Source organism: Pelagerythrobacter aerophilus (assembly GCF_003581645.1).
In the GTDB taxonomy this organism is placed as follows: Bacteria; Pseudomonadota; Alphaproteobacteria; order Sphingomonadales; family Sphingomonadaceae; genus Pelagerythrobacter; species Pelagerythrobacter aerophilus.
The window spans coordinates 640,078-652,991 of record NZ_QXFK01000014.1 but is presented as its reverse complement, the minus strand read 5'-3'; the positions used below and the strand labels follow the sequence as shown (position 1 = coordinate 652,991).

The following is a 12,914-nucleotide window of genomic DNA, read 5'->3' as shown; positions in this document are numbered from 1 at the left end:
CGAGGAGAGCGATGACCGGTGAGAGCGAGCCCGTTCCGCTGAAGACGCGCAGCGCGGACCTGCCGGTTCGCCTGGCCTCGGCGGTGGTCATGCTGGCCGTCGCCGGCGCCGCGTTCTGGCAGGGCGGGCGGGTGTTTGACCTGTTCGTCGGTATCGTCGCGCTGGTCTGCTTCGCGGAGTTCGTGGTGCTGGTCTCCCGTGCGACGGCGAACGTGCCCTACCGGCTCGCTGCCCTGATTGCGGGTGCGCTCTACATCGGCCTGGCCGCCGGTATTCTGAGCGGTGCGGCGGACTTCCTGATCGTGCTCGTGCTGGGCGTCACGATCTTCACCGACACCGGTGCCTACTTCACCGGCCGCGTCATCGGCGGACCGAAGATCGCGCCGCGCGTGAGCCCGTCGAAGACCTGGGCCGGGCTGCTGGGCGGCATGGCTGCCTCGGCCCTGTGGGTCGTGCTGTGGGTGGTCGCGATCGATTCGAGCGTCTCGTGGCTGGGGCCGCGGTTCGAACTCGGCCTGGCCCTCGATGCGCAGAACCTCGGCGGCGCCGCGCTGCTGGGCGCGGGGCTTGCGGTTCTGGCGCAGGCCGGCGATTTCTTCGAGAGCTGGCTCAAACGGCGCGCGGGCGTGAAGGACAGCTCGCACCTCATTCCGGGGCACGGCGGCGTGTTCGACCGCATCGACGGGCTCCTGCCGGTCGCCATCGCAGTCGGCGTGCTTGCCGCGAGCGTCGTCAATTGACCCGCTCGATTTCCATTCTCGGCGCGACCGGCTCGGTCGGGGCTTCGACGCTGGACCTCGTGCGCCGCAACCGCGGCGATTGGCGGGTGGTGGCGCTGACCGCCAATTGCAGCGCGCGTGAACTCGCGGCGCTCGCACGCGAGTTCGACGCGGAGCTCGCGGTGGTCGGCGACGAGGCATGCCTCGGCGATCTGCGCGAGGCGCTCTCGGGATCGGGCATTGCGGCTGAGGGGGGATCGTCGGCGCTGTGCGAGGCCGCCTCGCGGCCGGTGGACCTGACGGTCGCGGCGATCGTGGGTTGCGCCGGGCTTCGCCCGACGATGACGGCAATCCGTCGCGGCGGCGCGATCGCGCTGGCGAACAAGGAGGCGCTCGTCTCGGCCGGCGACGTCATGACCGCGGCCGTTGCCGAGCACGGCGCGACCCTGCTGCCCGTCGATTCGGAGCACAACGCGATCTTCCAGTGCCTGCAGGGCGGCAGGATCGAGGACGTGCGCACGATCACGCTGACCGCCAGCGGCGGCCCCTTGCGTACCTGGACGGCGGAACAGCTCGCCGGCGCGACGCCCGCACAGGCCGTGGCGCATCCGAACTGGAGCATGGGCGCCAAGATCAGTGTCGATTCGGCGACGATGATGAACAAGGGGCTCGAATTCATCGAGGCGCATCACTTGTTCCCCGTCGGGCTCGAGGCGCTGCGGATCGTCGTCCATCCGCAGAGCGTGGTGCATTCGATGGTCGAGTACCGCGACGGTTCGACCCTGGCGCAGCTCGGCCCTTCGGACATGCGGGTCCCGATCGCCTCGTGCCTCGCATATCCGGAACGGATGGACACGCCTTGCGCGCCGCTCGATCTTGCGGCGCTCGGTTCGCTGACTTTCGAGGCGCTCGACGAGGTGCGCTTCCCTGCGACCCGGCTGGCCCGCGAGGCCGCGCATGCGGGCGGCGCGGCGCCGGCCGTGCTCAACGCAGCAAACGAGGTCGCGGTTGCCGCATTCCTCGCCGGTCAGATGCCGTTCACGCGGATCGCGTTAGTGGTCGAGCAAACTCTCGAACGTTATACCCCCATGGCACCTTCGAGCCTGGACGACGTTCTCGGTGTGGATGCCGAGGCGCGCAGTCGGGCTCGCGAGCTGCTGGAGACTATGCCAATTGGCTGATTCGCCTTCATTCTGGATGTACATCGTTGGCTTCCTGCTGGTGCTGGGGCCGCTGATCACGATTCACGAGTTCGGTCACTACCTCGTCGGGCGCCTGTTCGGCGTTCAGGCGGAGGCGTTCTCGATCGGCTTCGGCAGGGAGCTTGCTGGCCGGACCGACCGCCACGGCACGCGCTGGAAGCTCTCCGCACTGCCGCTCGGCGGCTACGTCCAGTTCAAGGGCGACATGAACCCCGCGAGCATTCCCGACCCGGACAAGATTGCCGCGATTCCCGAAGAGGAGCGGGCGGGTTCGTTTCACTTCAAGCCGCTATGGCAGCGCGCACTGATCGTGATCGCGGGCCCCGCGACCAACATCCTGGTCGCGCTGGCGATCTTCGCCGCGTTCTTCATGGTTGTGGGCGAGCCGGTGCCGGTCGAAACCGACCGGCAGCTCACGGTTGCCGGGTTCTCCGAAGGTTCGGCCGCGGAAGAGGCAGGCTTCGAGGTCGGCGACCGCATTGTTTCGATCGACGGCGAGCGGATGCACGATTTCCGCGACATCCAGAGCGCTGTGATGCTCTATCCGGGGCGTACGTTCGAGATCGTGGTCGACCGCGACGGGCAGAACATGCCGATCACGGTGACTGCCGACAGCCACGAGGTGACCGACGGGTTCGGCAATACTTCAAAGATCGGACTGCTCGGAATCCGCCCGGCGCAGGCGGAGTTCGAATTCGAACGGCAGGGTCCGATAGCTGCTACCGGCATGGCCGTGGATCACAGCATCGGCATCGCGCACATGATGGTGACCGGCGTGAAGCAGATCGTCTCCGGCGATCGCTCGGTCCGCGAACTCGGCGGACCGATCAAGATCGCCAAGTATTCGGGCGAGCAACTCAGCCTCGGTCCGCTCGCCTTTATTAACTTCATCGCGCTGATCTCGCTTAATTTGGCATTCATCAACCTCTTGCCAATTCCGGCGCTCGACGGCGGCCATCTGGCTTTCTACGCGGCAGAGGCTGTCCGCCGGAAGCCGGTCGGCCCGCGCGGACAGGAATTGGCGTTCCGCACCGGTGTTGCCGTGGTGCTCGCGCTGATGGTGTTCGTCACGATCAACGATCTGGTTTCGCTGCCGATATTCGGGAGCTGACCGGTCCGGGGGGCGAAAAAGCGCGGGGGAATGGTTCCTTCCTTTGCTTGATTGGGGGCATCGCATCGGGCAAGGGCGGCATTCGCTGTCGCTCCGATGCTTGGGCAGCGGCCCAGATGGTGCATTTGGTAAGGATTGGACGGGATCGCCGTGTCGATGATTGAACGCGAGAAAGCCGCCGGCGCATTCGGCAAGACCGGCACCGGCTTCGCGCTGGCCCTGCTCTGCGGCACTATGCTGGCCGGCGTTCCTGCGCCGCTGCTGGCACAGGAGCAAGAGGCGCCTGCCGCTCAGGTGCCGCAGCCCACTCCGCAGCAGCCTGCCGCGCAGCCCGCGCCTGTCGCAGCACCGCAGGGCCAGACGATCCGCTCGATCACCGTGGTCGGTGCACAGCGGCTCGAACCCGCGACGATCCTGTCGTACATCCAGATGCGCGCCGGGGATACCTACACCCAGGCGCTCGCCGACCAGGCGCTGAAGGATCTCTACGCGACCGAGCTGTTCTCCGAAGCCAGCGTCCGCAACGACGGCGGCAACGTGGTGATCGAGGTTACCGAGAACCCGGTGATCAACCGCATCATCCTGGAGGGCAACAAGCGGATCAAGAACGACAAGATCCTGCCTGAAATCCGCCTCGCGCCGCGCCAGATCTTCACCCGTTCCAAAGTGCGCGCCGACACTGCGCGCATCATCGAGCTCTACAAGCGCCAGGGCCGTTTCGCCGCCTCGGTCGAACCGAAGACGGTCGAGCTCAGCCAGAACCGCGTCGACGTCGTATTCGAGATCAGCGAGGGGCCCAAGTCGAAGGTTCGCCAGATCAACATCCTCGGCAACGAGGAGTTCGACGACGGCGAGCTCAAGGGCGAGATGGTCACCAAAGAAGCGCGCTTCTTCCGTTTCTTCAGCTCGAACACCAGCTACGACCCCGACCGACTGGCATTCGACCAGCAGAAGCTGCGCCAGTTCTACCTGACCGAAGGCTACGCCGACTTCCGCGTCGTATCCGCCGTGGCCGAGCTGACGCCGGACAAGGAAGACTTCATCATCACCTACGTCCTCGAGGAGGGCGAGCGCTACAAGTTCGGCGATGTGACCGTCGACAGCCAGATCCGCGATTTCGACAGCGAGCGGATGACGCAGAACCTGCCGATGAAGACCGGCGACTGGTACAACGCCAAGCTGGTCGAGGACACTGTCGAGCAGCTGAACGAACTTGCCGGCACCTTCGGCTACGCCTTCGCCGATGCGCAGCCGCAGTTCGTCCGCAACCAGGAAGACCTCACGATGGACGTGACGTTCGTCCTGCGCGAGGCGCCGCGCGTCTATGTCGAGCGGGTCGACGTGAACGGCAACACGCTGACGCAGGACAAGGTCGTCCGCCGCGAATTCCGCGTGGCCGAGGGCGACGCGTTCAACTCGCTCCAGGTCAAGCGCTCGAGCAACCGCATCAACTCGCTCGGATACTTCCAGGAAAACTTCGAGATCGAGCAGAAGGAGGGCAGCGCCCCCGATCGCATCATCCTCGAAGCGAACGTGGAGGAGCAGCCGACCGGCGAGTTGCAGCTTTCGGCCGGCTTCTCGTCGATCGAAAACTTCATCCTCGCCGGCTCGATCCGTCAGCGCAACTTCCGCGGCCGCGGCCAGACGGTCGGCGCGTCGGTCAACTGGTCGCGCTACTCGCGGTCCGCCGCGCTGAGCTTCTCCGAGCCGTATGTGTTCGACCGCAACATCTCGATGGGTGTGGACATCTACCGCAAGGATTACAACAGCTTCAACTTCCTCAACAACGACCGCAATCGCACGTTCGAACAGTCGACCACCGGTTTCGAAGTTCGTGCCGGCGTGCCGCTGACCGAGTACATCTCGGCGATCGGCAGCTACACGCTCAATTACGACAACGTCTCGCTCGACGAGTTCACCTACTACAGCGACATCGACGGTGATGGCGTGACCGAGTGCGACCCCGTTCTGGCGGGCCGCTATCTGTGCGAAGCCGTCGGCAAGCGGACCAGCTCCATTGTCGGCCTGACGATCGCTTATAACAACCTCAACAACAACTACCGGCCAACGCGCGGCGAATCGCTGTCGCTAAGCACTCAATATGCCGGCCTGGGCGGATCGGTGAAGTATCTGCGCCTGCGCGCGAAGGGTGCGAAGTATTGGCCGGTATTCGGCGGTTTCATCTTCTCGCTGCAGGGCGAGGGAGGCCTGATCAAGGGTCTCGAAGATCGCGGCCCGGGCGTCGACGACGTACGGCTGACCGATCGGTTTTTCCTGGGCGAACCGCAGTTCCGCGGCTTCGATATCCGCGGCGTCGGCCCGCGCGTGCTGCGTCAGCCGATTCGCGAGGATGAAGACGGCAACCCCGTCGTGATCACAGATCGCGATCAGGTCGGCGACGACGCGCTTGGGGGCAATGCCTACTATCTGGGCCGTGCCGAACTCGAGATTCCACTTGGCTCGGGCGCGCGCGAGATGGGCCTGCGGCCCTCGATCTTCATGGATGTCGGCGCGTTGTTTAACGTGACCAAGCCCGTGCTGCAAAGCTCGCCATTCCCCGACGGTATCCAGCGCCAGTACCGCGATAGCGAGGGCAATCCCCTCTACATCGATCCGACCGACGCGACGAAGACGACCACAGATCCGACGGATGCCGCGGGCAACCCGAACGATCCGGCGATGTATCGGGTGGCGAACCCGTTCCAGGAGGTCTTCCTGGGCGACACCGCCAGCCCGCGCATCTCGGTCGGCATCGGCGTGAACTGGAACTCGCCCTTCGGGCCGTTCCGCATCGACTTCGCCCATGTGCTCAAGAAAGAGCCGGGCGACGACACGAAGACCTTCACTTTCAATGTAGGAACCCAATTCTGATGAAGAACCTTCTCAAGCCGGTCTTCGCGGCCGGTCTCATGCTCACGGCGGCTTCGGCCCCGATGATTCTCGCTACGCCGGCCATGGCGCAGGACGCACGCGGCGTCGGCGTCGTCAGCCTTCCGGCCGTGATCGCCAATTCCAACGCCTACAAGACGGCCGAGCAGCAGCGCCAGACGACCTACAAGGCGCAGATCGACCAGGCCGAAGCGCGCCGCCAGCAGCTCGAAGCGCAGCTCACGCCGATGGTGCAGAAGTTCAATACGGACCGTCAGGCCGCCAGCCCCGACCAGCAGGCGCTGCAGCAGCAGGCTGCACAGATCCAGCAGATCGAGCAGTCGGGCCAGCGCGAATTGCAGCAGATCCTGGCGCCGGTCTCCCTGAGCCGCGCCTATACCCAGGAACAGATCGAGGATCGCCTGGACGAGGCGGTGCAGGCCGCTGCGCAGAAGAAGAACATCTCGCTGATTCTCGACGCGACGTCGGGTCAGGTGATCTTCGCCGGCGCGCAGCACAACGTCACGCAGGACGTGCTGACGGAACTCAATACGCTGCTGCCCAGCGTGCAGATCACGCCGCCGCAGGGTTGGATGCCGCGCGAGATTCGCGAGCAGCAGGCCGCCGCGCAGGCAGCGCAGGGCGCACAGCCGGCGCAGCAGCAGCCGACCGGCCGTTGATCCCAAAGACGAAGAAGGCAGGGCGATGAGCGAGGAATCGGGCGCGCAGCCGTACGACATCCGCAAGGTGCTCAAGGCCCTGCCGCACCGTTATCCGCTCCTGCTGGTCGATCGGGTCAAGTCGATCGAACTCGGCGAGCGGATACATGCGGTAAAGGCGGTGAGCTTCAACGAGGACTTCTTCCAGGGGCACTTCCCCGGCGCGCCGATCATGCCCGGCGTACTGCAGGTGGAGGCGCTGGCACAGGCCGCTGCAATCCTCGGCATCGAGACGCTCGAACTCGCGGGCACAGGCAAGCTCGTCTATTTCATGGGCATCGAGAACGCCAAGTTCCGCGCGCCCGTGACGCCCGGTTGCCTGCTCGATCTGGAAGTCGAATTCCTCCAGAAGCGCAGCCGGGTCTACAAGTTCAAGGGCCGCGCCAGCGTGGATGGCAAGACCACGAGCGAGGCGGAATTTACCGCGATGGTCGCGGATCCGCCGGAAGCGTAGTTTGTTGGCACCCGCGTCCGCGGGTGCGAGGATAGCCAAGCGAGCGAATGCGAGCGCCGGCGCTTGAGGACAAACAGGAACCCTGATCGGGGTTGCTTTCCAAAGCAATCCCGATTAGGCGCGCCGCTTTCCCGACATTGCCGGCCGGTCGGAACCGGTCACATGCAGAAGGACACGACGCCATGAAGGCCGACACGCATCCCGATTACCACACGATCACCGTCAAAATGACCGACGGGACCGAGTTCCAGACGCGCTCCACCTGGGGCAGCGAAGGCGACACGCTGACGCTCGACATCGATCCGACCAGCCATCCGGCCTGGACCGGCGGCAAGCAGCAGATTCAGGAAGGCGGCCGTGTCGCGGCCTTCAACAAGCGTTTCGGCGGGCTGTCCCTCAAGAAGGGCTGACGCTCGGGATTGCCTTCTCAGGCGTTCTGACAAAATCGGGGAGGGCGGTCCGGTCGGGCCGCCCTTCTTGCGTTTCGGCCTCTGTCGCTGACGAGTGGTGGGCCGATCCGGACAGCGATGCAGCCCGGGATTCGCTTTCCACGAACCGTCCCGGCAACGGTGATTCCGAGGTGTTTCGGCGCCGGCGAAAGAATCTTGCGCTTGCGCGGTGTCAGAGTAGTTTTTGCTTTGCAAATGAGCATCCTTGTGCAACAGGCGCGCGCCCGCATCGTTCGCGGCTTGACCGCGCAGCGAAGGGGCGTATCAGCCCCGCTTGCACGGCAGGTCCGATAAACGGGCCGGGGCATGTGGCGATCGTAGCTCAGTTGGTTAGAGCGCCGGTTTGTGGTACCGGAGGTCGCGGGTTCGGATCCCGTCGATCGCCCCATTTTCCCCAATCTTCGCCGTCGGTTGGCAGCGGGACTTCTTCCTAAAATGACGGCATTCTGGACCGAACCGGACTACGACGATCACGAACTCGTTCAACTGGTGCGCGACCGCGCATCGGGACTGACCGCGATCATCGCGCTCCATTCCACGCACTTGGGCCCCGGCGCTGGCGGCACGCGCTTCTGGCACTATGCCGATCCGAAGGACGCGATGCGCGACGCGCTGCGGCTGAGTCGCGGGATGAGCTACAAGAACGCCATGGCTGGTCTGCCGATGGGCGGCGGCAAGGCCGTGATCCTTGCCGACAAGGATCGGACCAAGACGCCCGAGATGCTTGAAGCGTTTGGCGAAGCGGTCGAGGCGCTCGGCGGCGCCTACGTCACCGCGGAAGACGTCGGCATCGGCGAGGCTGACATGGTCGCGGTGTCGCGGCGCACGCAGTACGTCACCGGCCTGCCGGTTGAGGGCGAGGGCACCGCCGGCGGAGATCCGGGTCCGTTTACCGCAATGGGCATTTATCACGGCATCAAGGCCGCGGTACGCCACAAGCTGGGCAAGGATTCAGTGAGCGGCGTCCACGTCGCGGTTCAGGGCGCCGGCAGCGTCGGCGGGGGCGTCGCGCGCCTGCTGGCGAAGGACGGCGCCAAGCTGACGCTGTCGGACATCAACATGGACCGCGCCGCCGCGCTGGCGGACGAACTCGGCGCCGAAACCGCCGCGCCTGACGCAATCATGAGCGTTTCGTGCGATGTGTTCAGCCCCAATGCTCTGGGGGCCATTCTCGACGACGAAGGGATCGCCCGGCTCGACGCCTCGATCGTGGCCGGGGCGGCGAACAACCAGCTCGCCCGCGCGCATCATGGCCAGATACTCGCCGAGCGCGGCATTCTCTACGCGCCCGACTACGTGATCAACGCGGGCGGGATCATCAGCGTCACGCTGGAATACCTCGCCCGCCGCGACGGTGCTCCGTGCGACATCAACGAGGTGCGCAAGCGCATCGCGCAGATTCCCGGGCGGCTCGAGGAGATATGGCAGGAAAGCGATGCGAGTGGCGTCTCTCCCGACGTGGTCGCCGATCGTATGGCGCAGAAGCTGATCGGGCGCTGAGGTTAGCGCCCGCGCCCGCGCGGACCTCGGGCGCTCGAACCCCTTGCCCCGGCGGGCGCAGCCTGCCATTGCGCCGGGCGTACGGATGTCATCGATGCACGGCTTCGCCAATCCCAAGAGGTTCCTGTCGCTCGCGCGCTGGTTGACCCCGCTGCTGCTCATCGGTGGGCTCGTGCTTGCGGGTGCTGCGCTGGCCTGGGGCCTGTTCGTGGTGCCGCCCGACCGGCTGATGGGCGAGACGGTGCGCATCCTGTTCCTCCACGTCCCGACCGCCTGGCTCGGCATGGGCGGCTGGACCGCGATCGCGATCGCCAGCGCCGCCTATCTCGTCTGGCGCCATCCGCTTGCGGACCTCGCGGCGCGCGCGGCAGCGGTGCCCGGGATGGTGTTCACGGCGGTTTGTCTCGTCACCGGATCGATCTGGGGCCGGCCGACCTGGGGCACCTGGTGGGTGTGGGACGGGCGGCTCACTTCGATGCTGGTGCTGCTGTTCCTCTACTTCGGCTATATCGCGCTGGCGCAGGCGGTCGCGCGCGAAGGCGGGTCGAGCCGGATTCCGGCGATCTTCGGCCTCGTCGGCGCGATCAACATACCGATCGTCAACCGCTCGGTCGTGTGGTGGAACTCGCTCCACCAGCCGCCCAGCATCACTGCGGGCAAGAGCGCGATCGACGCCGAGTTTCTCGTGCCGCTGCTCGTCGCGGTGCTCGGCTTCTCGCTGATCTTCGGCGGGATCGTACTTGCGCGGATGCGGGCGCTGCTCGGCGACATCCAGGCTGAGGCGCGGTTGCGGCGCAAGGCGAGCGAGGCTGCCTGATGCGTGAGGCTCTCGACCAATGGGACTTCGTGATCGCGGCCTATGCTGTCGGGATCGTGGCGACGCTGGCGCTGGTCGTCTGGGCGTGGTGGGACATGAAGCGTGCCGAACGCCGCCGTGAGGAGGCGCGCCGCAAGTGAGCACGCTCAAACCGAAGCACCAGCGGCTCGTACTGGTCGTCATCGCGCTCGTCGCGCTGGTTGCTGCAGGCTTGCTCGCCGCCTGGGCGCTGCGCAGCCAGGCGAGCTATTTCTACGTGCCGGAGCAGATGGTGGCCGAACCGCCCGCGCCGGACCGCGCGGTGCGGCTTGGCGGTATGGTCGAGGAAGGTTCGATTCGCACGCTGCCCGATGGCGTGACTGTCGCCTTCGTCGTCGGGGACGGCAAGGCGCGGGTGCCGGTGCGGTTCGCCGGGATCCTGCCCGACCTGTTCGTCGAGGGTTCGGGCGTGGTCGCCGAAGGGCGGCTCGGACCGGACGGTACGTTCCTTGCCGACAACCTGCTCGCCAAACACGACGAGAACTACGTGCCGCGCGAGCTGCAAGAGATGACCGAACACCAGAAGCGCGAAGTCGTCGCCGAGACCGAGGAGGGCGCGTGATTGCCGAACTCGGCCTGGCTGCCCTGTGGCTGGCGGCCGCGCTGGCGGCGTTGCAGCTCTATGCCGGGACGAGGGCGCTGCGACCGGGCGGGGAGGCTGTTGCGGCGCTGGTGCGGCCGGCGGCGGTGGTCCAGGGTCTCGCCTGCGCCATCGGCTTCGTGATGCTGCTGTGGCTGTTCGCGATCACCGACCTGTCGGTGAAGCTCGTCGCCGCCAACTCACATTCTGCCAAGCCGATGATCTTCAAGCTCGCCGGGGCATGGGGCAACCACGAAGGTTCGATGCTGCTGTGGGTCGCCGTCATGGCGTTGTCGGGCGCGCTGATCGCCCTGATCGAGCGGCGCCTGCCCGAGAAGACCATGCTTGCCACCCTGGCAGCGCAGGCCTTCGTGGGGCTGGGCTTCTATGCCTTCCTGATCGTCAGCTCGAACCCGTTCGAACGGCTGCCGCAGCCTGCGGCCGAAGGTCTTGGACTCAACCCGCTGCTGCAGGACATCGGCCTCGCGTTCCATCCGCCGACGCTCTACTTCGGCTACGTCGGGCTCTCGGTGGCGTTCAGTTTCGCGGTCGGCGCGCTGCTGACACGGCAGGTGACGCCCGAGTTCGCGCGCGTGATGCGCCCCTGGGTGCTCGGCGCCTGGGTGTTCCTCACCCTCGGCATTACCGCCGGTTCCTACTGGGCCTATTACGAGCTCGGCTGGGGCGGATGGTGGTTCTGGGACCCGGTCGAGAACGCTTCGCTCATGCCGTGGCTCGCGGCGACCGCGCTGCTCCATTCGGCGAGCGTTCTTGCCGCGCGCGACGCGCTGCGGGCGTGGACGATCATGCTCGGCGTCGTTGCCTTCTCGATGAGCATGGTCGGCACGTTCCTGGTCCGCTCCGGCATCCTTACCAGCGTTCACGCCTTTGCCGTCGATCCCGAACGCGGCAGCTTCATCCTCGTGCTGCTGACGCTCTATATCGGGGGGGCGCTGGCGCTGTTCGCACTGCGGGCGGGTACCGTGACCGAAGGGCAGCGCTTCTCCATCACCAGCCGCGAGGGCGCGCTGGTGTTCAACAACGTGATGCTGAGCGCGGTCCTCGCCATCGTGCTGTTCGGCACTCTCTACCCGCTGCTGACCGAGGCCTTCGACGTGCGCGTGTCGGTGGGACCACCATACTTCAACCCGATGGGAGCGATCTTCGTCGTACCCATGCTGCTGGTAATGACGGTCGGTCCACTGCTGCGTTGGCGCGGCGATTCGATTGGGCGCATTCAGCGCCCGCTGATCCTGATCGCTGTGATCATGCTGGCGGCGCTCGTCGCAGCGCTGGCGCTGGGGGAGGCGGGCGTTCTGCCGCTGCTCGGCCTCGCGCTCGCGGTCGGGCTCGCCGTCGCCAGTTTCCTGCCGCTGCGCGGTCGGCGGCTCACGCGTGTGCCGCTGGCGGTGTGGGGCATGGTGATCGCGCACTTCGGGCTCGCGGTCGCGCTGTTCGGCATGGCGAGCGAGAGCGCCTTTTCCGAGGAACGGCTGGCCGCAATCGCCGTCGGCGATACGGCGCGAGTGGGCCCGTGGGACGTGACGCTTTCCGAAGTGCTGCCCGCAGCCGGCCCGAACTGGACGGCAATCGAAGGGCACCTGCTGGCCAGCTATGCTGGTGGCGATCCGATCGCACTCGATCCGCAATCGCGCAGCTTCTGGGCGCCGCCACAGGAAACGACGGAAAGCGCACTGGCGACGCGCTGGAATGGTCAGCTCTACGCCGTGGTCGGCAGCGATGCCGGCGCCGGACGCTGGCAGTTGCGCCTGTGGTGGAAGCCGTTCGTGACCTTCATCTGGTATGGCGGCATGCTGGTGGCCCTGGGCGGCGCGCTCGCGCTGATCGGGCGGGTGATCGACGATCTTCGGCGCCGCGCAGTTCGTGCGCGGATCGCGGAGCGGCGCGCGGAGGAGGCGGTCTGATGCGCTGGTGGTGGTGGATTCCCTTGCTGCTTTTCGCTGGTTTTCTCGGCGTGGCGGCATACCAGCTCACGCAGCCGAAGGACGACCTCGTGCCGAGCGCAATGGTCGGCAAGCCGCTGCCCGAGTTCGAGCTGCCCCCCGCGGCCGAGGGAACGTCTGGTGTCTCGACGGCCGATCTCAAAGGCGGCAAGCCACGCCTGCTGAATGTCTGGGCGAGCTGGTGCCTGCCATGCATCGCCGAGGCGCCGCAACTCGAGCGGTTGAAGCAGGAGGGCGTCGAGATCGTCGGCATCGCCATCCGCGATCGGCCGGAGGATGTCGCGGCCTTCCTGGCGCGCCACGGCAATCCTTACGCACGCATCGGTGCGGACGATCTCTCGCAGGTCCAGCTCGCGATCGGGTCCTCGGGCGTGCCGGAGACGTTCGTGATCGATGGCGAGGGGGTGATCCGCTACCAGCACATCGGCGATATCCGCGCCGAGCACGTGCCGCTTCTGCTGGAGAAGCTGCGGGAGGCGGGGAAGTGAGCCC

13 protein-coding genes and 1 tRNA gene are annotated in these 12,914 nt (G+C 66.3%); all 14 read left to right on the top strand.

All coding sequences use genetic code 11. The features are described from left to right. The first annotated feature begins 11 nt into the window (after positions 1-11). The 14 genes from D2V04_RS07150 to D2V04_RS07090 all read left to right on the top strand — a co-directional run bounded on the left by D2V04_RS07150 (position 12) and on the right by D2V04_RS07090 (position 12,910). On the top strand, positions 12-740 hold the full coding sequence (locus D2V04_RS07150; protein WP_119512556.1) for a phosphatidate cytidylyltransferase: 729 nt from the start codon (positions 12-14) through the stop codon (positions 738-740). After that, the gene (gene dxr / locus D2V04_RS07145) at positions 737-1,900 is read left to right on the top strand and encodes a 1-deoxy-D-xylulose-5-phosphate reductoisomerase (protein WP_119512555.1); all 1,164 of its coding nucleotides are present in this window, start codon (positions 737-739) and stop codon (positions 1,898-1,900) included. The genes D2V04_RS07150 and dxr overlap by 4 nt, the downstream gene beginning before the upstream one ends. After that, positions 1,893-3,032, top strand: a complete 1,140-nt coding sequence (rseP, locus tag D2V04_RS07140; protein WP_228766301.1) for an RIP metalloprotease RseP — start codon at positions 1,893-1,895, stop codon at positions 3,030-3,032. Before dxr ends, rseP begins: the two co-directional genes overlap by 8 nt. A gap of 156 nt (positions 3,033-3,188) precedes the next feature. Beyond that, complete coding sequence (bamA, locus tag D2V04_RS07135; RefSeq protein ID WP_119512640.1) at positions 3,189-5,903, top strand: outer membrane protein assembly factor BamA; 2,715 nt, start codon at positions 3,189-3,191, stop codon at positions 5,901-5,903. Next, positions 5,903-6,580 (top strand): OmpH family outer membrane protein, encoded by a 678-nt coding sequence (locus D2V04_RS07130; protein WP_119512553.1) that lies wholly within the window; start codon positions 5,903-5,905, stop codon positions 6,578-6,580. The genes bamA and D2V04_RS07130 overlap by 1 nt, the downstream gene beginning before the upstream one ends. Before the next feature lie 25 nt (positions 6,581-6,605). Beyond that, positions 6,606-7,073, top strand: coding sequence for a 3-hydroxyacyl-ACP dehydratase FabZ (gene fabZ, locus D2V04_RS07125; RefSeq protein ID WP_119512552.1), 468 nt, complete (start codon positions 6,606-6,608; stop codon positions 7,071-7,073). Positions 7,074-7,255: 182 nt separating this feature from the next. After that, on the top strand, positions 7,256-7,483 hold the full coding sequence (gene rpmE / locus D2V04_RS07120; protein ID WP_119512551.1) for a 50S ribosomal protein L31: 228 nt from the start codon (positions 7,256-7,258) through the stop codon (positions 7,481-7,483). A gap of 350 nt (positions 7,484-7,833) precedes the next feature. After that, positions 7,834-7,910 (top strand) — tRNA-His (locus tag D2V04_RS07115). A 47-nt stretch (positions 7,911-7,957) separates the two neighbouring features. Next, entirely contained in the window at positions 7,958-9,022 is a 1,065-nt protein-coding gene (locus D2V04_RS07110; RefSeq protein WP_119512550.1) for a Leu/Phe/Val dehydrogenase, read from the top strand. 94 nt (positions 9,023-9,116) lie between these two features. Further along, entirely contained in the window at positions 9,117-9,839 is a 723-nt protein-coding gene (ccmC, locus tag D2V04_RS07105; RefSeq protein ID WP_119512549.1) for a heme ABC transporter permease CcmC, read from the top strand. Beyond that, on the top strand, positions 9,839-9,979 hold the full coding sequence (locus D2V04_RS17905; protein WP_182849685.1) for a hypothetical protein: 141 nt from the start codon (positions 9,839-9,841) through the stop codon (positions 9,977-9,979). Before ccmC ends, D2V04_RS17905 begins: the two co-directional genes overlap by 1 nt. Continuing rightward, on the top strand, positions 9,976-10,440 hold the full coding sequence (gene ccmE, locus D2V04_RS07100; RefSeq protein ID WP_119512548.1) for a cytochrome c maturation protein CcmE: 465 nt from the start codon (positions 9,976-9,978) through the stop codon (positions 10,438-10,440). Before D2V04_RS17905 ends, ccmE begins: the two co-directional genes overlap by 4 nt. Then, positions 10,437-12,383, top strand: coding sequence for a heme lyase CcmF/NrfE family subunit (locus D2V04_RS07095; RefSeq protein WP_119512547.1), 1,947 nt, complete (start codon positions 10,437-10,439; stop codon positions 12,381-12,383). The genes ccmE and D2V04_RS07095 overlap by 4 nt, the downstream gene beginning before the upstream one ends. Beyond that, entirely contained in the window at positions 12,383-12,910 is a 528-nt protein-coding gene (locus D2V04_RS07090) for a DsbE family thiol:disulfide interchange protein (RefSeq protein ID WP_119512546.1), read from the top strand. Before D2V04_RS07095 ends, D2V04_RS07090 begins: the two co-directional genes overlap by 1 nt. The last annotated feature ends 4 nt before the right edge of the window (positions 12,911-12,914 follow it).

Excerpts from the sequence above, each read along its gene's own strand:
- D2V04_RS07090 (WP_119512546.1), top strand. The coding sequence starts at position 12,383 with ATGCGCTGGTGGTGGTGGATTCCCTTGCTGCTTTTCGCTGGTTTTCTC.
- fabZ (WP_119512552.1), top strand. The coding sequence starts at position 6,606 with ATGAGCGAGGAATCGGGCGCGCAGCCGTACGACATCCGCAAGGTGCTC.
- bamA (WP_119512640.1), top strand. The coding sequence starts at position 3,189 with ATGATTGAACGCGAGAAAGCCGCCGGCGCATTCGGCAAGACCGGCACC.
- D2V04_RS17905 (WP_182849685.1), top strand. The coding sequence starts at position 9,839 with ATGCGTGAGGCTCTCGACCAATGGGACTTCGTGATCGCGGCCTATGCT.
- D2V04_RS07130 (WP_119512553.1), top strand. The coding sequence starts at position 5,903 with ATGAAGAACCTTCTCAAGCCGGTCTTCGCGGCCGGTCTCATGCTCACG.
- rpmE (WP_119512551.1), top strand. The coding sequence starts at position 7,256 with ATGAAGGCCGACACGCATCCCGATTACCACACGATCACCGTCAAAATG.
- ccmC (WP_119512549.1), top strand. The coding sequence starts at position 9,117 with ATGCACGGCTTCGCCAATCCCAAGAGGTTCCTGTCGCTCGCGCGCTGG.
- D2V04_RS07150 (WP_119512556.1), top strand. The coding sequence starts at position 12 with ATGACCGGTGAGAGCGAGCCCGTTCCGCTGAAGACGCGCAGCGCGGAC.
- D2V04_RS07110 (WP_119512550.1), top strand. The coding sequence starts at position 7,958 with ATGACGGCATTCTGGACCGAACCGGACTACGACGATCACGAACTCGTT.